This window comes from Deinococcus seoulensis, from assembly GCF_014648115.1.
In the GTDB taxonomy this organism is placed as follows: Bacteria; Deinococcota; Deinococci; order Deinococcales; family Deinococcaceae; genus Deinococcus; species Deinococcus seoulensis.
In genome coordinates, this window is sequence record NZ_BMQM01000006.1 from 75,265 (window position 1) to 96,215 (window position 20,951).

The following is a 20,951-nucleotide window of genomic DNA, read 5'->3' on the forward strand; positions in this document are numbered from 1 at the left end:
TGCAGAGTCCCACGCTGCTGTACGCCACCTTTTCGCTGATCCTCGTGGGGTTGGTGCAGTTCGTCTGGCCGAAGCGCAAGCTCAGGCACATGCTCAACCCCTGACCGACTTCTTTCCCATAAGCGGGAAGAGCGTCAGGTCTCCATACGCGACACAGGTTTCTTCATGGCTCCGGCAATCCGGTCCAGCAGCGCCGATCGACGAGCCATGAAGAACGCGTTGAAGTCGTCGCTGCGCAGGGCTGCCACGTCAATCACGTGGGTTTCCAGGATCTCGTCCAGGCGTTCCCCATCTACTGGGGGCGTGTCCTTGTCACCCCTCTGAAGGCGGGCAAGGTAAGCGCTTGGCGCACTGCCTCCAATCTTGCGGTTTGTCCTGTACGCCAGCGGCGTCTTGTTGATCACGCTGTCGTACACGCGTTTCTTGATGCCCTGCTTCTCACACCAGTCCTGCGGGAAGATGTGATGGATATCGATGCTCTCGTCGAAGTACGCCGTGTCCGTCGCGGGGAGGCCCGTGCGGAAGTCCTCGGCGCCGTCGCGCATCAACAGGGCGTACACGCCCTTGTAAGCGGCGCTGTTGCGGGTGCGGAGGTCATCCAGGCGCTGCGCGTTGAAACTCGCCTCCCGCACCGTGTCCGGCGCATCCTTGCCATCCATCCAGGCCAGCAGTTCCGGGAAGTCCTTCGCGAAGCGCGTCTCTGTGGCGCTGGCGTACAGTTCGCCGAACACGCCGTTCCAGTACCACTCGGCCAGCTTGTCCTGCACCGCCACGCTCTGCGCCTTGTCGCCCAGCACGGCCAGCGCCGCCGCCATGGGCACTAGTTGTGTCCGGTACGGCAGGTCGCGGGCCGTGAACATCTTCTGCGTCCGCAGGAACTGCGCCGCGCGGATGAACCCCTGCTCGACCGCCTGCGCGTGCGCCTGATACTCCTGCAAGGTCAGCTTCAGCACGTCCTTGCGCTTGCAGGACACGGCCGCCGCCTCCGAATCCAGCTTCCCGGCCTGCAACTGCTCCAGCCGCCGCGCCCGCGTGGCCAGCAGCGTCACCGCCTGCAGGAAGTCCGTGTTCTCCACGTTCCCCAGCACCGGATGCTTGTGCAGGCGCCCCTGAATCCCGGTCACACCGGACTTCGGATCGCCCAGCCACGCCTCCCGCAGGTGGAAGTTCTCCGCCGCGAACGTCGCCGTCAGCAGCTCGAACACCGTCAGGCTCACGCCGCCCGTGTTCACCTTCTCGAACACCAGACACACCGCTTCCTTCGGCGTTCCATTCCCCATGGCAATCACAGGCACCTGATACTTCTGGAACGGTTCCAGCACCGCCTTCCGGAAAGCCTTCCAACGCTCCTTATGCTCCGGCGACAGGTCACGGTACTCCTCCGCCCAGTCCTCGTATTCACCAAACATCAGGCCCACCGGGAACAGCCCACCCGCCCGCTCCAGTTCCGGCGTGCTGTAATCCACCACGACCTCACCCCGGAAATTCCGCGTCAGGCGGTCCCTCGGCAGACTCACGAACGCCTCCTCCCGGTCCACGTTCGGATCAACGGCCTTCCGAATATCCACGTAGTACCACCGCTGAATATCCTTGTCCCGCGCGTCCCGCGTATCTACAACTTTGCCACTGGCAATCGCCTGAAACAGACTGGTCATGCGCTGCTGCCCGTCCAGCAGCAGGAAATCCGGCCTTGCATTCACCGGAGGTTCTGCGCCCTCCAGGGGCCGCGTCTTGAACTTCACGTCCGGATTCCCGGTCGCCAGCGTCATGACCGCCCCCACCGGGAACGACATGGAAATACTGGCCAGCAGACTGCGGATGTGATCGTCGTTCCACACCCAGCCACGCTGGAAGTCCGGGAGTTGCAGTTTGCCGTCCGCCACCGAGCGCAGCATGTCGGACAGGGCAATCTTGTCCGGGCTGAATGTCGTCGTCATGCGTTCCCCCGCTCGTTCTTGATGCTGTTCATAAGTACCCCGACCGTCACGCCAGCACCCCCGCAGGGGCCAAGCGCCGGAATTCCGCCAGTGCCGCGTCTTTCACCGTTTGATCCACCAGTGGGAACGTGCCCAGGATGTGCGTGAATTCGCTCTCGCTCAGGCCGTACAGGTGCGCCACGCGGGCGTCCAGTTCGGCGCGCAGGGCGGCGCGGCCCGCGTCGTCGGTCACGCCGTCCGTGTGACCTTGCAGGCCAGCCGCTTTCGCCAGATCGTCGAATTCCGGCGTGGTGCAGATCAACTTCGCCGCCGCCGTCACGATAGGCTGGAAAGAAGGATCAGCAGAAGTGAGGCGAGGAACTGGGAGTTGGTAGATATAGAAGAAATTGATAGTTGTGGTGACCTTCTGCCGGATAACCCAATCCATAGTGAAGCTATTGAAGATAGCTGCAAGAGACAAATTCTGCGCGCCGTCCAAACCTTCTGTGGTGGGTAGCTTGTTGCCGTGGAAAGCTGGAGGAATCACGGTGGAGATGAGCGTACGAGAGTCCGTGTTACGTGCAATGTCTCGGAAGCCCAGACGATAGCCCTGGAAGTCCAGTGTTTGTCCTGCATCAATATCTCTTCCCAGAACGCCTTTTCGCCCCTCCTTTTCATCTACCCAGTAGCGCGGCCCTGCAAAGTCGTGCCTGAATTGATGAATCATTTTCCCTTCGTAGAGCGGGAGTCGCCCTGGCGCTGGCTGGGTGTGGAACAGGTGACTATCAGTTGTCATGTTGAACTCGCTGCTCAATTTCAGGTTCCACACGCCGTCCAGCTGCTCGCCCAGCAGGGGGAAGCGCAGCATCTTCTCGGCAATGTGGGCGTCCAGTTCACTCTTGAACTCCATGACGCTCAAACTGTCCGGTGACAGGCGGCGCACGTTGTCCACGCTGAGGGTCATGCCGACCCCGCCGGGGAAGTTCTTGAGGTCTTTGACGTCGTGGCGCATGAACGCCGCGGGGAAGTCCTGGGTGCTGTGGCCCTTGCGGAAGCTGAGCACCACGAACTTGAAACGGCTATCCACGTTCTCGAAGATCATTCGGCGATTCTCGAAGGCGAACAGCCCGGTCACTTCCGTCTTCTCGAACAGCATCTCGCGCAGGCCCTTGGCTCCCAGGTCGGTGTACACGCCGCTGGGAATCACGATCCCGCACTCTCCCCCGTCGCGCAGCAGGCGGTAACTCTGCTCCAAGAAGTAGGTATAGAGATTTATTTTTGATCCTACGTTCCGACCATTTACAAATGAGATATTATGGCTGAATTGAGGGGATTTTTTAAAGTATGCGGAAGTGTGGGGGTAACGGCTCGCAAATTCTAGCCAGGCGTCCCGTATTTCCGGAATGGCCATAAGCTCAGCCTGCTTTTTCTTCCAATCTTCAATACGGATTTTGTTCTTCTGAATTCCCGTCGCGTGGCGCTGAAAGAATTCTTTCTCGTCCGTCTGCCATACGTCCCAGGGTGGGTTGGCGATCACAGCGTCGAATCCGCCGCGTGCCATGACTTCCGCGAACTCGAACGCCCAGTGGAAGGGTTTCAGGGCCGTGATGTCGTCCAGGGTCAGGGCGCGCTTCTTGGTCTTGCCTTCCTTGCCCTTGGCGGCGTCCCAGGTGACTTCCTCGTACTTGATGCCCAGGTCGTGGAATTGCTTGTGCAGCAGGGCGTTCAGGGTTTCGTAGGCGGTGTCTTTCTGCCGTTGGATGTCTTCGCGCAGGGCGGTCAGGTCCTGGGTGGCCTGCACGTCACGGTGTCGGTAGATCTTCAGCAGGCGCTGGCGTTCCTTGACGATGTCGCCGTACGTGACTGAGCCGATGCCCAGCAGGGGGGTCATGGCGGCGGCCTTGCCACTACTGCGCTGGGCGTTGTAGGCGTTTTCGTTGACTTCGAGCAGGCCGATCAGGCTGTTGCCGGTCAGGATGTTGAAGTCGATGTTCGGCAGGGGTTCCAGGTCGTCCAGGGTGTTGGCGCTGCTGACCAGGGACAGGAACAGGCGCAGTTTGGCGATTTCGGCCGCTTCGGGCATCAGGTCCACGCCGTACAGGTTGTCGGTGATGATCTGCTTTTTCAGGTTGTAGTGGTAGCTGGCGTGGCTGCCGCGCAACTTGGCTTCCCAGGTCAGCAGGGTGGGGTCGTGCAGGGCGTGGATTCGGCCCATGAGGACGGTGTAGATGTCCAGCATGGTTTTCAGGGCGGCGACCAGGAACGCGCCGGAGCCGCAGGCGGGGTCGAGGAGGCTGATCTGTTTCAGGCCTTCGTCTGCGGTCAGCAGGTGCCGGACGAGGTCGCGGTCGGCGCTGGTCAGGGCGTCGCTGAGGTTGTGATGCAGGTGTGTGTCGCTGGGGCGGTAGGCTTTGATCTTGTCCAGGACGAGTTTGCGGACGGTCTGTTCGCAGAGGTACTCGGTGATTTCGGGGCGGGTGTAGTACGCACCGAAGCCTTTCTGGTTGATGTACTTCTCGAAGATGTGGCCCAGCACGTCGGGGTCCAGGCCGTTCGCGTGCTTGTCGTCTTCGCTGAGGTTCCAGGTGTACTTCCCGAACAGGTCGAGGATGCCGTCGAAGGCGGCGTCGGGGATGGTGATGCCGGGGTACTTGAGTTCGATGCCGTGTTTGAGGAACAGGCCGCCGTTCAGGTAGGGGATCTGCCCGGTGCGGCGTACGGTGTCGGCGCTGCGTTGGTCTTCGGGTTTGGCGAAGGCGTCGAAGAACAGGTGGTGCAGGAAGGTGCTGTAGTACAGGTCTGGGCCTTCTGTGCGGCTGGCGTCCAGTTTGTGTTGCAGGTAGCGGCGGTCGCCGTCGCTGGTGGGTTTGGGGCGGCCCAGGAAGCCTTTGCCTTGCAGGAAGTACACGAACATCAGGCGGTTCAGGAGGACGCTGGCGTACCACGCGCGGTCCTTGGGGTCGCTGATGCCTCTGATCTGCTCGGCGAGGGTTTCGCGGACGTCCTTGAATTCGTTGTAGAAACGTTTGACGACCGCTTCGCTGTCCAGCGCGGTGCTGAGGCGGCGGGCGGCTTCCAGGACGGGCAGTTCGCCGTTGTCGTCCAGTTCGGCGATGTCCACGAACAGGCCCGAGAGTTTCCCGATGAACAGGTCGTCCGGCTGGCCCTTGATGTAGGTGTGGGTGCGGGGTTGCGCCTTGCGTTTGGTGCCGTCGAGTTCCCGTTTGACCCAGTACCAGTGGCTCTGGGTGCGGGCGGCGTCCACGAAGATCAGGACGTGTTCGCGGGCGGTGCTGGTCAGTTCGTCGCTGAGTTTGCGGCGCGTCTGTTCCAGCGGCAGGGTGGTGGGGTTGCCCTGGCTGGTGACTTCGATGACCTGCACGCCGCCCAGTTGCGCGATGGGTTTCAGGGTGAACTGGTCGTCGCCTGCACTCAGGGTGCTCTGTCCGGTGGCGTGGTTCCAGCCGAGCAGGTTCATGACGCGGGTGAAGTTGAAGTCGCGCAGCGCGGCGCGGATGTCTTTCAGTTCGGTGCTGCTGAGGGTTCTGGTGCTCATGGGGCCTCCGGGGCGGGTGGAAGGAACGGGGTGGGGCCGGGGCGGGTGGTGGGTCGTGTGGGGTCGGTTCAGGCGGGGCGCAGGCCGAGTGAGCAGATGATCTGCGGTTCGCGGGCCGTTTCGTCGTCGTCGCTGCGCAGGATGAGGCGGTCATCATCGCGCAAACTCAGCACCAGCGCTGCCAGAGTTGCGCTGTCGATGCCGCTACGCAGTTGCCGGGACAGGGTGTCGGCGGCAGCGGCGCGCAGTGGGTGCTGGTAGATGTCGTCGATGGCCAGGGCCAAGTCAGGGTTGGCGTACAGGTTGCCTTCCAGGCTTTCCCAGTAGTGCTTCAGGCGTTCGTACGTGCGGGCGCGGGCGCCGTTGGGGCGGCCCAGTTGCCCGCCGCTCAGTCCGGCTTCCTGCGCGGCGATGTGCGCCACGCCCTGCCGGACGAGGTCGTGGTGGTGGTCCAGGCGCGGCTGGGCGGGGGTGTCCGGGAGGCACTCGGCGGCCTGGAGGACTTTCAGCTGGCTCTGCGTGACGCTCTGCCCCTCCTCGTCCATCCAGGCGAGGGCGTCGTAGCCGCTGGGGGTGCGGGTGTAGACCAGCACGCCTCCGGGGCCGTTCGCGGTGACGTGGTGGGCCTTGGTGCTGTACACCACGTCGGGCAGGGCGGGAATGTAGGCGTTGCGCTTGGGGTCTTCTTTCAGGGCGTTCTGCCAGATCTGGTAGGCGTAACTGGCCAGGTCGACCTCGTTGTCGGTTTCGCCGTCCAGCAGACCGGACTTCTCGTTGTACAGGTCCACGAGTTTCTGGGTTTCGTCGTCCTCGAAGAAGCGTTCGTCGGTGCCGACCACCTCGGCGTTCTCCGCGAGGCGCTGGCGGACGCGGGCACGCAGGTTGATCAGGCGTTCCACGCCGTCGGCGGGCAGGAAGGAGTACACGTCGATCTCGCGGGCCTGCTGCCCGATGCGGTCCACGCGGCCTGCCCGCTGAATCAGGCGGATGATCGCCCAGGGCAGGTCGAAGTTCACGATGACGTGCGCGTCCTGAAGGTTCTGCCCTTCGCTCAGGACGTCCGTGGCGATCAGCACCCGGAGTTCCTGATCGGGCGCGTAGGTCTTGTTGTTGCTGCCGGGCGAGAACCGCCACGCCAGTTCCGTGGGGTCCTTGCTGGACCCGATAGCGCCCTCGATGTGCGTGACGCCTCGTTTCCGCAGTTCCCGCACGAGGTACTCCACGGTGTCCGCGAACTGCGTGAACACCAGGACTTTCTCGTTCGGGTGTGTCTGCGTCAGCAGGGTGTGCAGAGCGTTCAGTTTCGGGTCGTGTTCCGGCTTCCACTCCCCGGCGGCAGTCAGGATGTCCAGCAGCGCGCGCGCGTCCTGCCGCAGGGCCGTGGCGAGCTTACCCGTGAACAGTTCCGCGCGGATCCAGCGGAAGCGCTTCTTGAAGGCCGTTTCGTACACGGCGTACACCTGTGCGGCGCGGGCGCGGTAGGCGGCCTCAGTCAGGTCCAGGGTGTTCAGGGACTCGGCGGTGTCGGCGGTGGGTTCGGCGGGCGTGGTGGCCTCGCCGTCGGTGCTGAACAGGGTGCCCTCGTCGTCATCCCGTTCGTCCAGCAATTCGGCATTCTGCGGGCCGATCGGCAGGGGTTTCCCGTTCTCCAGGGCGTGCAGGAAGATGTAGTTCCGCAGGACGTGGCGTTCCAGGGACTGCACGAAGGTCGCCCCGCCGCTTTCCAGGCGTTTGAACAGGTTGGTGCGCGAGAACCCGATCAGACGTTTCCCGGCGCGGCCCAGGTTGTCCAGCACTTCCTTCTCGGCCCCTTTCGCCTCGCGGCGGGCCTTGTCGGCAATGAAGTTCCCCAGTCCGTAGCGGGGCAGGGCCAGCTGCCCCACGGTGTCCACGACGTCCGGGGCGTACAGGCGGGCGTACACGTCGGCAGGGTCGCTTTCATCCACGGCGAACGTGACGGTGCGGGGGCGGCGCACCGGGAAGTACGCGCGCTGCCCGTCGCTGAACGTCAGGTAGCGGCGGCCGTCGGTCGGGTCCTCTTCGGCGTAGTTGGCCTGCACGAACGAACGGGTGCGGCGCACGAGGTACAGGCGCATCAGGTCGCGCCAGTCGTCCGCGTGGGTGCTCTTTTCGAACGCGGCGATGCTGCGCACGGGCGCCTGGTACTTCGCGCGGAAGTCCGCTTCCCCGGTCTCGCGGATCAGTTCCTCGGGACGGATCCCCAGGTCGGCGTCCTCGGGCACGAACAGCCGCAGTTGCGCGCCCAGGTCCTCGTAACTCTTGTTGTACGGCGTGGCCGACAGCAGGATGACCTTGCTCTCGTGAAAGGCCACGTACTCCTGAATGGCGCGGTAGCGTTTCCCTTCGCGGTTGCGCAGGTTGTGGCTCTCGTCAATCAGGACCAGCTGGTAGTGCTTCTCGTCCGGCAGGCCCTTCGTGACGCGGCTGATCGGCATGACCTTCGCCAGCAGGGCGTGCCTGTGAACGTAGTCCTCCCACATGGGCACCAGGTTCACCGGGCAGATGATCAGCGTCCGGATCGGCGCGGCCTCCTGCATGACCCGTACCAGGGCCGTGGCCATCAGCGTCTTGCCCAGGCCGACCACGTCCCCAAGCATCACGCCGCCCCGCTTGTTCAGGTGGTGCGCTGCGATCTGCACGGCAGCCGTCTGGTACGGGAACAGGATCTTCTGCAGGTCCTGCGGAATCCGGAATTCACCCACCCCGGCGCGGGCCTCGCGTGAGAGGTGGTACGCCATCTTCAGGTAGATGTCGTGCGGCTGGTGGCCCTGCTCGCCTGCCCAGCTCTCATCAATGATCTGCGCGAGTTCCAGGGTGATGTCGATGGCCCAGCGGTCCGTCCAGCGGTCCTCGAACCACCGCGCGAGCTTCTGCGTGGCGTCGGGGTCAACCACGTCCACGTTCAGCTCACCCTGCCGTTTCAGGCCCGCGAAGGTCAGGTTGCTGCTGCCCACATACGCCACGCGCGGCGCGGCGTGATCCGCCCGGTGCAGCAGGTACAACTTGGCGTGCAGCAGGAAGCCCAGGAACAGCTTGACCTGCACCTTCCCTTCTTTCAGCTGACGGCTCAGGCGGCGCAGGCCCACCTCGTCACTGTTCGACGGGGCTCCCAGCATCAGCTGCTGCCGGAACGATTCCGCCACGCGCCGCCTGAGCCGCTTGGCCTCCTTGTTGTCCAGTCCGTCGTGCCTCTCCAGCAGACTCAGCGAGGAGCGCAACTCTCCTTCCGGCAGATCCTGCATCCCCACCAGCAGACGCGTGCGGGCGTCTCCCTCCCCGGACCACTGGTCGGTCAGGTCATCAATGAGCTTCCAGCCGCGCAGGTTGAAGTACCCCACGCAGAAGTCCGCGCGCAGCGCCGAACCCATAGAGATACGCAGGTCGTCCAGCAGCTTGTCATTGATGTTGTCCAGGATCTTCGGCATGGGTCTGCAGGCAGGTTAGCTCAGGTGACCTCGCTGCCGCTGTCCACCTGGGGGCCGCAGGCAGACAGCGGCAGCAACGGCCAATCATCCACAAGGCACGAACAAGGCACGTGCCCCTGACCGTGCGCGTGACCAAAATGAAAAACCCCCTCTGGGAGGGAGTTTCTGTGGTGTGCCCGAAGGGATTCGAACCCCTGGCCTTCTGATCCGTAGTCAGACGCTCTATCCAGCTGAGCTACGGGCACGTCCTGTTTGTGTATTCAACGTGCTGGCGTTGAATGGTGGCGAAGAGGGAGGGATTCGAACCCTCGATACCTTGCGGTATACACCCTTAGCAGGGGTGCGGTTTCAACCACTCACCCACCTCTCCAGTCCGGTTGTCATGTTTTGGCGAGGGGTGAGGGATTCGAACCCCCGGTAGGTTGCCCTACTACGGTTTTCAAGACCGTTGCCTTCAACCACTCGGCCAACCCCCCCTGCATGGCGGGGCGCGCCGTCGCTTAACTCAGGCGCGAGAGGAAGTATATGAGGGGGGGCGCGTCCTGTCAAATGCGGGTCAGGGGCGGCGGCGTAGCAGCGGCAGGGTCAGCAGGGTCAGGGCGGCCAGCGCCCAGGGCCACAGCCTGGGGCGGGGGGCGTGGGCCTCGCCGCGCAGCAGGGCGCGCAGCGCGGTTTCGTGCGGGGTGGGTTCGGGGGGCGTGAGGGGGGTGGCGGGCAGGGTCAGGTCGGCGTGCAGGGTGTCGGTGCGGTACTGGTTTTCCAGGGGGTGGCCGCTGTGCGCGGCGCGGTTCAGTCCGGCCTGCCGCAGGTGGTCGGGGGTGCCGTCCTCGACCCAGGGGGTCAGGGCCAGGAAGCCGGGGCGCGGGTCGGTCAGGACGTAACTGCGGGGCTGGGGGGCCTGTTCGGGCGGGCCGGTGATGGCGCTCTGGCCGTCGAAGGTGAGGTCGAGGAGGTTGCCGACGACCATGGGGTTCACGGCGTAGCGGATCTGGGCGCTGGTGCTGGTGACCTGCCAGCTGCTTTCCAGCCACGCGACGGTCTGGTCGCGGATGTGGGCAGGGTCGGGCGGCAGGCCTTCCTTGGCGGTCCAGGGGGAGCCGTTCGCGTCGGGTTGCAGCAGGACGGTGCAGCCCTGCGCTTCCAGCGTGCCGATCACGTCGGGGCGGAAGGCGTCGAGGCTGATGGCGACGCCCAGGTTCCCGGCGGGGGTGGGGAACACGCGCAGTTCATTCAGGTCGCCGGGGGTGAGGTCCACGCCGCCCGCCTGCTCGTCGGGGGTGAGGTGGACCTTGTCGGTCACGCCGATCAGGTCGCCCTGCGGGTCGAGAAGGACGGTCTGGTTGGTCAGGATGCCGGGCGCGCGGGTCAGCTGGCGGCCGCGCACGCGGTAGCGGGGTGTGGGGGCGCTGCCGCAGCAGAGGTACACGCCGTACTCGCGGGCCAGGTCGCGGCAGGTGTGCAGGTACAGGGCGGTGTTCTCGTCGATTCCGGCGAGTTGCAGGGCGCGGATGGGTGACACGCGTTCGCGCAGCAGGATGGGCAGCGTGCGCGGCAGCCGTGCCAGGAACAGGGCCAGCGCCACGCGCTCAAAGGTGCGTAGCCGCAGTGCCCAGTGGCCGCCGCGCAGGACCAGCGGCAGGCCGTTCAGTTCGGTCAGGACGACCAGGGTGGGGTGGTCGGCGCTCAGGTGCGGGCGGGCGGCTTCCAGCTGGGCGCGCATCCAGCGGCGGAAGGCGTCGGCGTCGGTGAAGTCGTGGGCGTGCCATTTGGGTTGCACGGCCACGGCGCGCACGACCCGGTCCGGGGCGGTTGGGTGGGAGGTCATGTGCCGCTCAGCGTAGCGGTCGGCGCGTGAGATCGCAGCAGGATTGCGCTGTGCGGGGCCGGACGGAACCCGTAGCATGGGGGGCGTGAGTGGCGAGATGTCCGGGGCAGACTTCGACAGTCTGGTCTTCACGTGTCTGGGGGACGCGGCCCTGAGTGTGGGCACGCCGCGCGCGCGGGCGCTGCTGGCGGACCTGCGGGACACGCCGCTGCCGGGCGTGCTGGAGGTCGTTCCGGCGCTGGCGCAGCTGACCGTGCTGTTCGATCCGTTGCAGCTGGACGCCGCGCAGCTGGAGGCGGCATTGCGCGGGCGGCTGGCAGGACTGCCGGAGCGCCCGGCACACGAACCGGCAGGAGCCGCGCGGACGCTGGTGGTGCCGGTCGTGTTCGGCGGGGCGGGCGGCCCGGACCTGGAGTGGTGCGCGGCGCACGCCGGGCTGACCGTGGGGGCGTTCGTGTCGGCGCTGTGCGCGCAGACGCTGGAGGTGGCGTTCCTGGGGTTCACGCCGGGCTTCGCGTTCCTGACGGGCCTGCCGCCGTTCCTGCGGATGCCGCGCCTGGACGCCCCGCGAGCGCAGGTTCCGGCGGGCAGCGTGGCGCTGGGCGGGCCGTGGGCCGGCGTGTACCCCAGCGGCACGCCGGGCGGCTGGCGCATCGTGGGTCACACGGACCTGAGTCTGTTCGACCTGTCGCGGCCCGAGCCGGTGCCGTGGCGGGCCGGGGACCGCGTGCAGTTCCGGGCGGTTACAGCCGGAGGTGAAGGGTGATCGAGGTGATCCGGCCGGGCATGCAGTCCACCGTGCAGGACGCCGGGCGGCGCGTGCGGGCGCTGGGCGTCCCGGCGGGCGGCGCGGCGGACGGGGCGGCCCGCCGGCTGGCGAACGCCCTGGTCGGGAACGCGCCGGAGAGTCGCGCGGCGGGCTTGGAGGTCACGCTGGCCGGTCCCACGCTGCTGTTTCACGCGGCGGCGCTGGTCAGCCTGTGCGGCGCGCCGTTCGGGGGTGCGCTGGTCGGCGCGGACGGCGCGGGGCGGCCCTTCGCGCCCTGGCGGGCCGTGCCGGTGCGGGCCGGGGACCGCCTGAGCATCGGGGGTACCCCGGCGGGCGCGCGGGCGTTCCTGGCGGTGCGGGGCGGGCTGGACGTCCCGGAGGTGTTCGGCAGTCGCGGCACGGACCTGCGCAGTGCGTTCGGGGGCATGCAGGGGCGGGCACTGCGGGCCGGGGACCGGCTGGCGTGGTCTTCCCTGCCGCCCGTCCGGCCCGCGCGGGCGTTCGTGTCGCCGGAGCTGCGCACGCCGGTCGGGCCGGACCACACGCTGCGGGTGCAGGTCACGCCGGACGGCACGCCGGACCTGCTGGCCGCCCTGACCGGGCAGACGTTCACGGTGAGCGCGCAGGCGGACCGCATGGGCGCGCGGCTGGGCGGGGTGGTCGCCGCGCCGCACGATCCGGCGCGCGCCAGTGTGCCGAACGTGCCGGGCATGGTGCAGGTGCCGCCGTACGGGCAGCCCATCGTGCTGCTGCCGGACGCCGGAACGCACGGCGGGTACCCCACGCCGCTGGTCGTGATCAGCGCGGACCTGCCCCGGCTGGGGCAGTTACGGCCCGGTGACCGCGTGACCCTGCAGCCCGTCACGGCCGCGCAGGCCCGCGCGGCGCTGTGGGCGCACGAGCGGGGGCTGCGGCAGGCCGAATGGGCGCTGCGGCACTGGTACGCGGGAGCCGGGAGCGCTCCACTATGCTGCGCCCATGCAGATTGATCTGAACGCGGACCTGGGTGAGGGCAGCGCGCACGAGGAATCGGTCATGGCGTCCGTGACGAGCGCGAACATCGCGTGCGGCGGGCACGCCGGGGACACGGAAACGATGCGGGATTCGCTGCGGCTCGCGGCGCGGTTCGGGGTGGCGGCGGGCGCCCATCCGGGCTTCCCGGACCGCGAGGGCTTCGGGCGGCGCGAACTGCACTTCCCACCAGCCGAGGTCACGGCCTTCGTGCGCGAGCAGATCGAGGCGCTGAAGGCCGTGGCGGCCCGCGAGGGCGTTCGGCTGAGTCACGTCAAGCCGCACGGCATGCTGTACAACATGGCCGCGCGTGACCCGGCGCTGGCGCGGGCGGTGGCGCGGGCGGCGGCCGACAGCGGCATCGGGGTGTACTTCGGGCTGGCGGGCCGGGACAGCGTGATGCTGCGCGAGGCGGCCGCGCTGGGCCTGCGGGCGCTGGGCGAGGGCTTCGCGGACCGTGGGTACGCCCCGGACGGAACGCTGTGGCCGCGCGGTCAGGCGGGCGACCTGCTCGGCGCGGCCGACGCGGCGGCGCAGGGCGTGAGGATCGCGCGGGAGGGCCGCACGCGCGCCGTGACCGGACAGGACATCGCCGTTCCGGCCGGGACGCTGTGCCTGCACGGCGACGGTCCCGAGGCGGCGGCCCTGGCCGGTGACCTCCGCCGGGCGCTGCTGGAGGCGGGCGTGCGGGTCGCGGCGCCGACCTGATAGCGCCCACCTGATAGAGCCGACATGATCGCGCCGACCTGATAGGGACTCCGTCTCTGGGGATGGGGGTACCGCCGGGGGGGCTCTGGGGGGGGAGGAACTGACTGTCAGGTCAGCGTGAGAGTTCACCTGCTTCACTGTGAGGCAAGATGAGACGCCCTCCCCTTTCCCGCAGGGACCACCTGACCTCCAGTCAGGCGGACGGTGGAGTGGTCCGCGACAGTCTGGATCGCCGCACCCTGAACCGCCGCCTGCTGGGCGTCGTGCTGCTGGCGCTGCTGCTGAAGATGCTGTACCTGCCCATGAGCAGTTTCGAGCGGGCCGCGCTGCCGCTGCTGGCCCTGCTGATGGCCGGCGCGGCCGCCAGCACCTACAACGTCACGGTGCCGCTGCGGACCCTGCACCTGACCACGCTGCTGGGCGCCTGGACGTACCTGCTGGGCAGCCTGTGGTTCGTGCTGTTCCGCGTGCCGACCGAGTTGCAGCTCGCCACCCTGAGTGGCATGGGGCCGTGGATCACGGTGATGGTCGCCTCGCACCTGTGGCTGCTGGGCCGCCAGGACAGCGTTCCGCTGAACGTGCTGGGCCTGGGCGGCGTGACGGCGCTGCTGCTGACGTACGTGGCCGGGCACGGCGGCTGGACTTCGCCGATCGTGGGGATGGTCCTGCAGACGCTGCTGGCGTCCGTGATCCTGCTGGCCGGGCAGCACAGCGCGGTGCTGCGCACGCTGGGCAACATGCGCCGCGACCTGCTGGGCGGCGGTCTGCCCGGCGAGCACGATCCACTGACCGGGCTGCCCAACCGTCACGGAATCGAGGACGTGCTGGCCCGCGAATTCCAGCGGCGGCCCGAGGGGCTCAGCGTGGCCGTGATCGGCGTGGACGGCCTGGGCGCGTTGCAGGAGCAGTACGGGCTGGGGTTCACCGAGCGGCTGGTGGCGCACCTGTCGCGCGTGACGCTGGGCGTCGTGCGGGATCAGGACGTGCTGGGTCGCCTGGGGCCGGATCAGCTGGTGATGGTCATGCGCACACCTGATGCCCGCGCCGCCCGCGCGGCCTGCGAGCGGCTGCGGGTGCGGATCGCGTCCCGTCCGCTGGAGGGCGTGAACCTGACCGTCAGTGTGGGTGTCGCGTTCCACGCGGAGCACCCGGACCCGGAGGCGCTGTGGCAGGAAGCACAGGACGCGCTGGTGTCGGTGCAGTCGCGTTCGCAGAACCGCGTGGCGCTGGGCGTGTGGCAGGAAGCGAGTTACGAGGAACCGCAGGATCTGGGCGGCGCGCAGCAGGCGCTGCCTGCCTGACCCCGCCCCGTTCAGTCCTGGGTGCCCTTCAGTCCTGGGTAATCTGCACGCCCTTCCAGAACGCGACCCGCCCGGTGATCTGCCGGGCGGCGTCCTTGGGTTCGGGGTAATACCACGCGGCGTCGGGGTTCTCCTGGCCGTTCACGTGCAGGGTGTGGTAGCTGGCCTCGCCCTTCCAGGGGCAGGTGGTGTGGGTGGCGCTGGGGCGCAGGTACCCGGGGTTCACGCTGCCCGCGGGGAAGTAGTGGTTACCCTCGACGACGACGGTGTCGTCGGACTGGGCGATGGTCGCGCCGTTCCAGGTGGCTTTCATGGGTTCACGCTACGGGCGGCGGGCGGGCGTGACTGTTGCCGGGCTTTCCGCGTGAGCATTCGGTGAAGGTTGACTTCCGGAAGCGCTTCCGCTTTCAATGAAAGCCTACATGAAACGCTTCCATATGGTCGGGCGCGCGGGCGCCCTGGCGGCCCTCACGCTGTCCCTGTCGGCCTGTAGCCTGTTCAAGGCTCCCACCGCAACTCCTCGCATGTGGCAGGACGAGGTCATCTACTTCGCCATGACCGACCGGTTCGCCAACGGCAACGCGGCCAACGACAACGGCCCGAACCGCGACGCCGGGGACCGCGCCGACCGCACCAACCCGCTGGCGTGGCACGGCGGGGACTTCACGGGCCTGAAAGCCAAGATCGACGACGGGTACTTCAAACGGATGGGCTTCACCGCCATCTGGGTCAGCCCGGTCGTGCTGCAGGTGCCCGCCATCAACACGGGCAGCGGCCCCAGCCAGGGCAAACCCTTTGCGGGGTACCACGGCTACTGGGCCGAGGACTTCAAGAAGGTCGATCCGCACTTCGGGACCCTGGACGAGTACAGGGCGCTGATCGACACGGCGCACCGGAACGGCATCAATGTCATTCAGGACATCGTGGTGAACCACGCCGGGTACGGCGCGACCCTCACGAAGACGAACCCCGACTGGTTCCACACGAAGGCCGACTGCGACGCGTCGAGCAACAAGACCACCGACTGCGACCTGGCGGGCCTGCCGGATTTCAAGCAGGAACTCCCGGCGGTCACGGCGTACCTGAACGACTTCGTGACGTACTGGCGCGGCGCGACCGGCATCGACGGGCTGCGCATCGACACCATGAAGCACGTCCCGGACGCGTACTGGACGCAGTTCTTCAGGGCGGGCGGCGCGGGCGACCCGGCGAAGATCTGGTCGGTCGGCGAGGTGTTCGACGGGAACCCCGCGTACCTCGCGCGCTTCATGAACGACCTGGGCGCGCCCAGCGTGTTCGACTTCGCGCTGTACTTCTCGTTCAAGGACCAGATGAGCAGCGCGGGCGGGAACCTGGACCGCATGGCGGACGTGTTCGCGCAGGACGGCGTGTACCGCGACCCGACCCGCCTGACGACCTTCGTGGACAACCACGACGTGCGCCGCTTCGTGACCGAGGTGACCGAACGGGGCGGCAGCGCCGCGCAGGCCGCCGAGCGGCTGGACATGGCACTGTCCACCATGTACTTCTCGCGCGGGACGCCCAGCGTCTGGCAGGGCACCGAATACGCCCAGCCCGGCAAGGGCGACCCCTACGACTACCCGCTGGGACAGGGCAACCGCGAGGACATGGACTTCACCCGCCTGGGCGGCAGCACGCTCGACGAGCGCCTGGGTGCCCTGGCCGCCGCCCGCACGAAGTACCGCGCCCTGACGCGCGGCGCGCAGCAGGAACTCTGGCGCCCGAACGGCGGCGTGCCCGTCCTGGCGTACCGCCGCGTGATCAGCGGCGTGAATGGCGTGGCCGGGCAACCGGTGGTGTTCGTCGTGAACAACGGCGACACGGAACTGGATCTGGGCAGCCTGAGTGGCGGCGGGATTCCGCTGCTGGGCACCTTCGCGGGCACCGCCCTGACCGAGGTGACGGGCCGCGCCAACACCCTGAGCGTCAGCGGCGGCAAACTGGTGGGCCGCGTGCCCGCCCGCAGCGTCCTGGCCGTCACCGCGCCCGGCGGGTCCGGCGCGGCAGGCACCGTGAACGCGGCCCTGCCGGAGGTCGCGGGCCTGACCGTGCTGGCCGGGGACAGCGCCGCGCAGCTGACCTGGACGCCGAGCACCGACGCGAAGGTCGCCGGGTACCGCGTGTACGTGAAGGGGGCGGGCGGCACCGAGCGCCTCGTGAACTTCGCGCCCATCCCGGCCACGCAGGGCAGCTTCCTGGTGCGCGGCCTGACGAACGACGTGACCACCACCTTCCGAGTGGTGACCGTGGACAGCGCCGGGGCCGAGAGCAAGGGCGTGACGGCCAGCGGCACGCCGAGCAGCAAGAACACCGCCAAGGTGACGTTCACCGTGGACGCCCGCACGCAGGGCAACGGCCCCGTCGAACTGCGCCGCTTCGACACCGGCAGTCAGGTCGAGTACTCCATGACGCAGGACACGCCGGGCGTGTGGAAGACCAGCATCGACCTCCCGCTGTTCCGCGAGGTGAAGTTCAAGTTCGGGAACGACAGTGCGGGCGCGAAGAACGGCGGCTACGAGGCCCCGGGCCAGGGTGACCGCGCCTACGTGGTCGGCACGAACGGGAACGCCTACAGCGGCACGTACGACTTCACCGAGCAGCCCGTCCCGGCCGCCACGGTGACCGGGCGCGTCACGGGCGGCGGGCAGAACCTGGGCGGGGCACTCGTGGAGGCGACGGGCGCCAACCCGGCCCTGAACTACGCGATCACCTTCCCGGACGGCACGTACACCCTGCGCGTCCCCGCCGGGGCGCAGACCCTGAAAGCCAGCGCCGGTGGCTACCTGGACGGCACCCTGAACGTCACGGCGCCCGCGCAGGACGCGAACATCGACCTGGCACGCGACATCCGCACGAAGTACACCATCGACGGGAACCTGAACGACTGGACGGCCCCCGCCGTCAGCGTGCAGAGCCCCGCCGAGGGCACCTTCGGCGCGAACAACAACTGGCTGACCCTGCGGGCCGACAGTGACGCGGACTTCCTGTACCTCGCGTACACGTACCGCGTGGACGGCAACAGCGCCATCCTGTACCTCGACACTGCGCCCGGCGGCGCGAAACAGGCCGATCAGTTCGACGCCTGGAAGCGCGCCGCGACCTTCAGCGGCCAAGTGGACGGCGTGAACGCCTTCATCGCCCGCTACGGCACCGAGAAGGCCCAGCTGCGCCTCGTGCAGAGCGACACGGCCACGCCCGAGGTGAACGCCGCCGACTACCTCCAGGCCAGCAGCGGCGCGGCCCCCGACCAGACCGTGGAACTCGCGATTCCCTGGACGGCGCTGGGCCTGAGCGGCAAGCCCGCCACCGGGACCAAGCTGATGGGCGGCATCTTCGGCGGGGACGGCTACGGGGCGGGCGACATCATCCCGGACGCGGGCAGCACCCCGGCCGGCGCGAACAGCACCGACTGCACGCAGCAGTGCCGCGCGACGTTCACGGAACCCCTCAGGCTGCCCTGAACCCGCTACACTGATTCTTCGACCGGCGGGAGGCGCCCAGACTGGCCCTCCCGCCTGACCTTGCCCACCGGAGCTGACATTTCCATGACAGTCCGGCGGACAATCAGGAGGATTGTCATGGTTCTGTCAAAATTCATGCCCACCAACCCCAAGTTCAGCCAGAAGTTCGCTGAAGCCGCCCGCAACGCCCACGCGACCGCCACCGCGCTCGTGGACCTGCTCGAAAACTACACCGACGTGGACGCCAAGGTGCAGAAGGTCCGCGACCTGGAACACGAGGGCGACCGCCTGACCGGCGAGATCACCAACCTGCTCGCCGAGTCCTTCATCGTGCCGTTCGACCGTGAGGACATCATCAGCCTGAACAACGAACTCGACGACCTCGTGGACGACATGGAGGATGCCGCGCGCAAACTCAGCCTGTACGGCGTGGAGAAACCCCTGCCGCAGATGGCGCAACTGGCCCGCATCGTCGAGCAGCAGTGCGCGCTGCTGGCGCAGGGAATGCCGCTGATCGAGAACAAGGCGCAGCTGGGTGAACTGGCCCGCATCGCCCGCGAGATCCGCGCGCTCGAAGACCAGGGCGACACCATCAGCGACGAGGTGCAGCGCACCCTGTACGACGGCGTGAACGACGTGCCGGGCATGATCCGCGCCATGCGTGGCGGCGAGATCGTGGCGCTCATCGAGAACGCCAGCGATCAGGCGCAGCGGGTCGCGAAGACCGTCGAAAGCATCCTGCTGAAGAACGCCTGAGCGCCGGGACCGGACTGTTATGGATCCCCTGCTGATCGGCTTTCTTCTGATTATTTTCCTGGCGCTGGCCTTCGACTTCATCAACGGCTTTCACGACACCGCGAACGCCATCGCGACCTCGGTCGCCACGAAGGTCCTGACGCCCGCGCAGGCCATCGCCATGGCCGCCGTGCTGAACGTGGTGGGCGCGCTGGCGGGCACGGCCGTCGCCAAGACCATCGCCACGTCCATCGTCCCGCAGGAGTACGCGACCCTGCAACTGACCGGCGCGGCGCTGCTGAGCGCCATCCTCTGGAACCTGTTCACGTGGTGGAAGGGCCTGCCCAGCAGCTCCAGCCACGCGCTGATCTTCTCGCTGGTCGGGGCGGGCGTCGCGGCCGGCGGGTGGGGCATCATCATTCCCAAGGGCGTGCAGAAGACCGTCACGGGTCTGTTCACCAGTCCCGTCCTGGGCTTCATCGTGCCGATCCTGCTGATGGCACTGCTGTCCTGGCTGGTGCTGCGGCACATGCGGCCCCGCACCGTGACCGGCACGTTCCGCTGGTTGCAGATCGGCTCGGCGGCCTTCATGGCCTTCAGTCACGGCGGCAACGACGCGCAGAAGGCCATGGGCATCATGACCTTCGCCCTGAGCGCCTACCTGGGCACGCAGGTCGAGCAGGTGCCGCTGTGGATCATCCTGTCGGCCGCCACCGCCATGGGCCTGGGCACCAGCATCGGCGGCTGGCGGATCATCAAGACCATGGGTTTCAAGGTCGTGGACCTCAAACCCGTGGACGGCTTCGTGGCCGAGGCGAGCGCCGCCGCGATCATCACGGGCGCCACCGCGCTGGGCATCCCGGTCAGCACCACGCACACCATCAGCACCAGCATCATGGGCGTGGGCACCACCAAGGGCTTCAGGAAGGTCAAGTGGCAGGTCGCGGGCCGGATCGTGCAGGCGTGGGTGTTCACGATTCCCGTGTGCATCGTGCTCGGCTGGCTGTTCCACAAGGCGCTGCTGCTGCTGGGTTGAGTGCCGCCTACCAGAAGCTGAAGTTGGGGGAGGACGAGTGCCGTGCGTGCGCCGTTCTCCCCCACTGCCCTGTAGCACCCTTCGGATCTCAGTGCTGACCGGAGTTCAGCGTGTGATGCGTTCGCTCTGGCCGGGAGTGGCCTCGCCGCGCAGCAGGGCCGCCAGCACCTCGGCGCCGCGCACCACGCCCAGCGAGGGGCGGCTGAACAGGGCGTTCGCATCCACCGCCCACACCTGCCCCAGCGGCCGCTGCGGGTCCAGGGCGCGGGCGAACGCGACGTTGTCGCCCAGACCGTACCCGCAGCACATGACGACCGTCACGTCGGGCCGCAGCGCCCCGACCTGCGCCCAGTCGAAGCGGCCCGAGTCGGTCCCGGCGGCGCCCAGCACGTTCACGCCCCCGGCCCGCTCGACCTGCCCCGGCACCCAGTGACCGCCGTAGAAGGGCGGGTCCGTCCATTCCAGCGTCAGGACGCGTGGTGTGTGCGGGGCGGGCTGCACGGCGTCCCAGCGGGCCTGTGCCTGCGCGGCCAGCGCCCCGGCGCGTTCCGGCATTCCGGCAGCCTCGCCCAGGGCGCGCAGGTCGTCCAGGATGCCGCTCAGGTCGCGGCCCTCCAGGCTCAGGACGTTCCCGGCGGGCAGGCAGCCCGGCAGGTACCGCGTGGCTGCCTCGATGGTGCCGGGCGTGACGGCGCAGACCTCGCACACGCCCTGCGTGACCACCAGATCCGGGTTCAGGGCGTCCAGCAGCGGTCCGTCCACCTGGTACAGCGCGCGGCCCTCGCGCACGGCGTCACTGACGGCCCGGTCGATCTGGGCCTGCGGGGCGGCGCTGTCCACGATGGACCGCGTGAGGACCGGCAGTCCCCGCGCCTGCGGGTGATCGCAGGAGTGACTGACGCCCACCACCCGCCCGCTCAGCCCGGACTCGCTCAGCAGGTCGAACAGCAGGTCGGTGGCGCTGGGCAGCAGGCTCACGATCCGGGCAGGACCGGACGGCAGGCCGGGCGCGGCGGGAGGCTCGGCACGGGTCATGCGCGTAGCGTAGAGCATCCGCTGGGGGCGCAGGGCAGCAGGTGCGCCGGGCCAACCGGCATGGAAACAGCGGGCAGGGCCCCCGCGCTGCCGTCCGGGGGCCCTGCTGTCTCGCTTTCACTCACTTCTGC

At 67.8% G+C, this 20,951-nt stretch carries 13 protein-coding genes and 3 tRNA genes; 7 read left to right on the top strand and 9 right to left on the bottom strand.

Features of this window, described 5'->3' with window-relative positions:
- Positions 1-134: 134 nt before the first annotated feature.
- The 7 genes from IEY70_RS06615 to IEY70_RS06645 all read right to left on the bottom strand — a co-directional run bounded on the left by IEY70_RS06615 (position 135) and on the right by IEY70_RS06645 (position 10,743).
- Complete coding sequence (locus IEY70_RS06615; protein WP_189064218.1) at positions 135-1,937, bottom strand: DUF262 domain-containing protein; 1,803 nt, start codon at positions 1,935-1,937, stop codon at positions 135-137.
- A gap of 46 nt (positions 1,938-1,983) precedes the next feature.
- Positions 1,984-5,472 (bottom strand): Eco57I restriction-modification methylase domain-containing protein, encoded by a 3,489-nt coding sequence (locus tag IEY70_RS06620; protein WP_189064219.1) that lies wholly within the window; start codon positions 5,470-5,472, stop codon positions 1,984-1,986.
- A 68-nt stretch (positions 5,473-5,540) separates the two neighbouring features.
- Positions 5,541-8,918 (bottom strand): SNF2-related protein, encoded by a 3,378-nt coding sequence (locus IEY70_RS06625; RefSeq protein WP_189064220.1) that lies wholly within the window; start codon positions 8,916-8,918, stop codon positions 5,541-5,543.
- Between the two features lie 168 nt (positions 8,919-9,086).
- Positions 9,087-9,163, bottom strand: a tRNA-Arg gene (locus IEY70_RS06630).
- 37 nt (positions 9,164-9,200) lie between these two features.
- Positions 9,201-9,288, bottom strand: a tRNA-Ser gene (locus IEY70_RS06635).
- Positions 9,289-9,306: 18 nt separating this feature from the next.
- A tRNA-Ser gene (locus IEY70_RS06640) sits at positions 9,307-9,394 on the bottom strand.
- An 80-nt stretch (positions 9,395-9,474) separates the two neighbouring features.
- The gene (locus IEY70_RS06645; RefSeq protein ID WP_189064221.1) at positions 9,475-10,743 is read right to left on the bottom strand and encodes a nitrilase-related carbon-nitrogen hydrolase; all 1,269 of its coding nucleotides are present in this window, start codon (positions 10,741-10,743) and stop codon (positions 9,475-9,477) included.
- Between the two features lie 85 nt (positions 10,744-10,828).
- On the opposite strand from IEY70_RS06645, the gene IEY70_RS06650 reads away from it, so the two are divergent.
- From IEY70_RS06650 to IEY70_RS06665, 4 genes are all read left to right on the top strand, one after another.
- Positions 10,829-11,509, top strand: coding sequence for a 5-oxoprolinase subunit B family protein (locus tag IEY70_RS06650; protein WP_229777699.1), 681 nt, complete (start codon positions 10,829-10,831; stop codon positions 11,507-11,509).
- On the top strand, positions 11,506-12,501 hold the full coding sequence (locus tag IEY70_RS06655) for a 5-oxoprolinase subunit C family protein (protein ID WP_229777700.1): 996 nt from the start codon (positions 11,506-11,508) through the stop codon (positions 12,499-12,501). The genes IEY70_RS06650 and IEY70_RS06655 overlap by 4 nt, the downstream gene beginning before the upstream one ends.
- A complete protein-coding gene (locus tag IEY70_RS06660; RefSeq protein WP_189064222.1) occupies positions 12,491-13,231 on the top strand; it encodes a 5-oxoprolinase subunit PxpA in 741 nt (246 codons plus the stop codon). The genes IEY70_RS06655 and IEY70_RS06660 overlap by 11 nt, the downstream gene beginning before the upstream one ends.
- A 149-nt stretch (positions 13,232-13,380) precedes the next feature.
- Positions 13,381-14,532, top strand: coding sequence for a GGDEF domain-containing protein (locus IEY70_RS06665; protein WP_189064223.1), 1,152 nt, complete (start codon positions 13,381-13,383; stop codon positions 14,530-14,532).
- Positions 14,533-14,560: 28 nt separating this feature from the next.
- Here the strand turns inward: IEY70_RS06665 and IEY70_RS06670 are convergent, their stop codons facing one another.
- Positions 14,561-14,845, bottom strand: a complete 285-nt coding sequence (locus tag IEY70_RS06670; protein ID WP_189064224.1) for a DUF427 domain-containing protein — start codon at positions 14,843-14,845, stop codon at positions 14,561-14,563.
- 109 nt (positions 14,846-14,954) lie between these two features.
- Between IEY70_RS06670 and IEY70_RS06675 the strand changes: the two genes are divergently transcribed.
- From IEY70_RS06675 to IEY70_RS06685, 3 genes are all read left to right on the top strand, one after another.
- Positions 14,955-18,014, top strand: a complete 3,060-nt coding sequence (locus IEY70_RS06675) for an alpha-amylase family glycosyl hydrolase (protein WP_189064225.1) — start codon at positions 14,955-14,957, stop codon at positions 18,012-18,014.
- A gap of 117 nt (positions 18,015-18,131) precedes the next feature.
- Positions 18,132-18,770, top strand: coding sequence for a DUF47 domain-containing protein (locus IEY70_RS06680; protein WP_189064226.1), 639 nt, complete (start codon positions 18,132-18,134; stop codon positions 18,768-18,770).
- 19 nt (positions 18,771-18,789) lie between these two features.
- Positions 18,790-19,785, top strand: coding sequence for an inorganic phosphate transporter (locus IEY70_RS06685; RefSeq protein ID WP_189064227.1), 996 nt, complete (start codon positions 18,790-18,792; stop codon positions 19,783-19,785).
- Between the two features lie 105 nt (positions 19,786-19,890).
- Here the strand turns inward: IEY70_RS06685 and IEY70_RS06690 are convergent, their stop codons facing one another.
- Positions 19,891-20,820 (bottom strand): TroA family protein, encoded by a 930-nt coding sequence (locus IEY70_RS06690; protein ID WP_189064228.1) that lies wholly within the window; start codon positions 20,818-20,820, stop codon positions 19,891-19,893.
- Between the last annotated feature and the right edge of the window lie 131 nt (positions 20,821-20,951).

What these genes read in the sequence shown, in the direction of transcription:
- IEY70_RS06685 (WP_189064227.1), top strand. Translation starts at nt 18,790, where the DNA reads ATGGATCCCCTGCTGATCGGCTTTCTTCTGATTATTTTCCTGGCGCTG.
- IEY70_RS06675 (WP_189064225.1), top strand. Translation starts at nt 14,955, where the DNA reads ATGAAACGCTTCCATATGGTCGGGCGCGCGGGCGCCCTGGCGGCCCTC.
- IEY70_RS06615 (WP_189064218.1), bottom strand. Translation starts at nt 1,937, where the DNA reads ATGACGACGACATTCAGCCCGGACAAGATTGCCCTGTCCGACATGCTG.
- IEY70_RS06665 (WP_189064223.1), top strand. Translation starts at nt 13,381, where the DNA reads ATGAGACGCCCTCCCCTTTCCCGCAGGGACCACCTGACCTCCAGTCAG.
- IEY70_RS06670 (WP_189064224.1), bottom strand. Translation starts at nt 14,845, where the DNA reads ATGAAAGCCACCTGGAACGGCGCGACCATCGCCCAGTCCGACGACACC.
- IEY70_RS06690 (WP_189064228.1), bottom strand. Translation starts at nt 20,820, where the DNA reads ATGACCCGTGCCGAGCCTCCCGCCGCGCCCGGCCTGCCGTCCGGTCCT.
- IEY70_RS06645 (WP_189064221.1), bottom strand. Translation starts at nt 10,743, where the DNA reads ATGACCTCCCACCCAACCGCCCCGGACCGGGTCGTGCGCGCCGTGGCC.
- IEY70_RS06680 (WP_189064226.1), top strand. Translation starts at nt 18,132, where the DNA reads ATGGTTCTGTCAAAATTCATGCCCACCAACCCCAAGTTCAGCCAGAAG.
- IEY70_RS06660 (WP_189064222.1), top strand. Translation starts at nt 12,491, where the DNA reads ATGCAGATTGATCTGAACGCGGACCTGGGTGAGGGCAGCGCGCACGAG.
- IEY70_RS06625 (WP_189064220.1), bottom strand. Translation starts at nt 8,918, where the DNA reads ATGCCGAAGATCCTGGACAACATCAATGACAAGCTGCTGGACGACCTG.
- IEY70_RS06620 (WP_189064219.1), bottom strand. Translation starts at nt 5,472, where the DNA reads ATGAGCACCAGAACCCTCAGCAGCACCGAACTGAAAGACATCCGCGCC.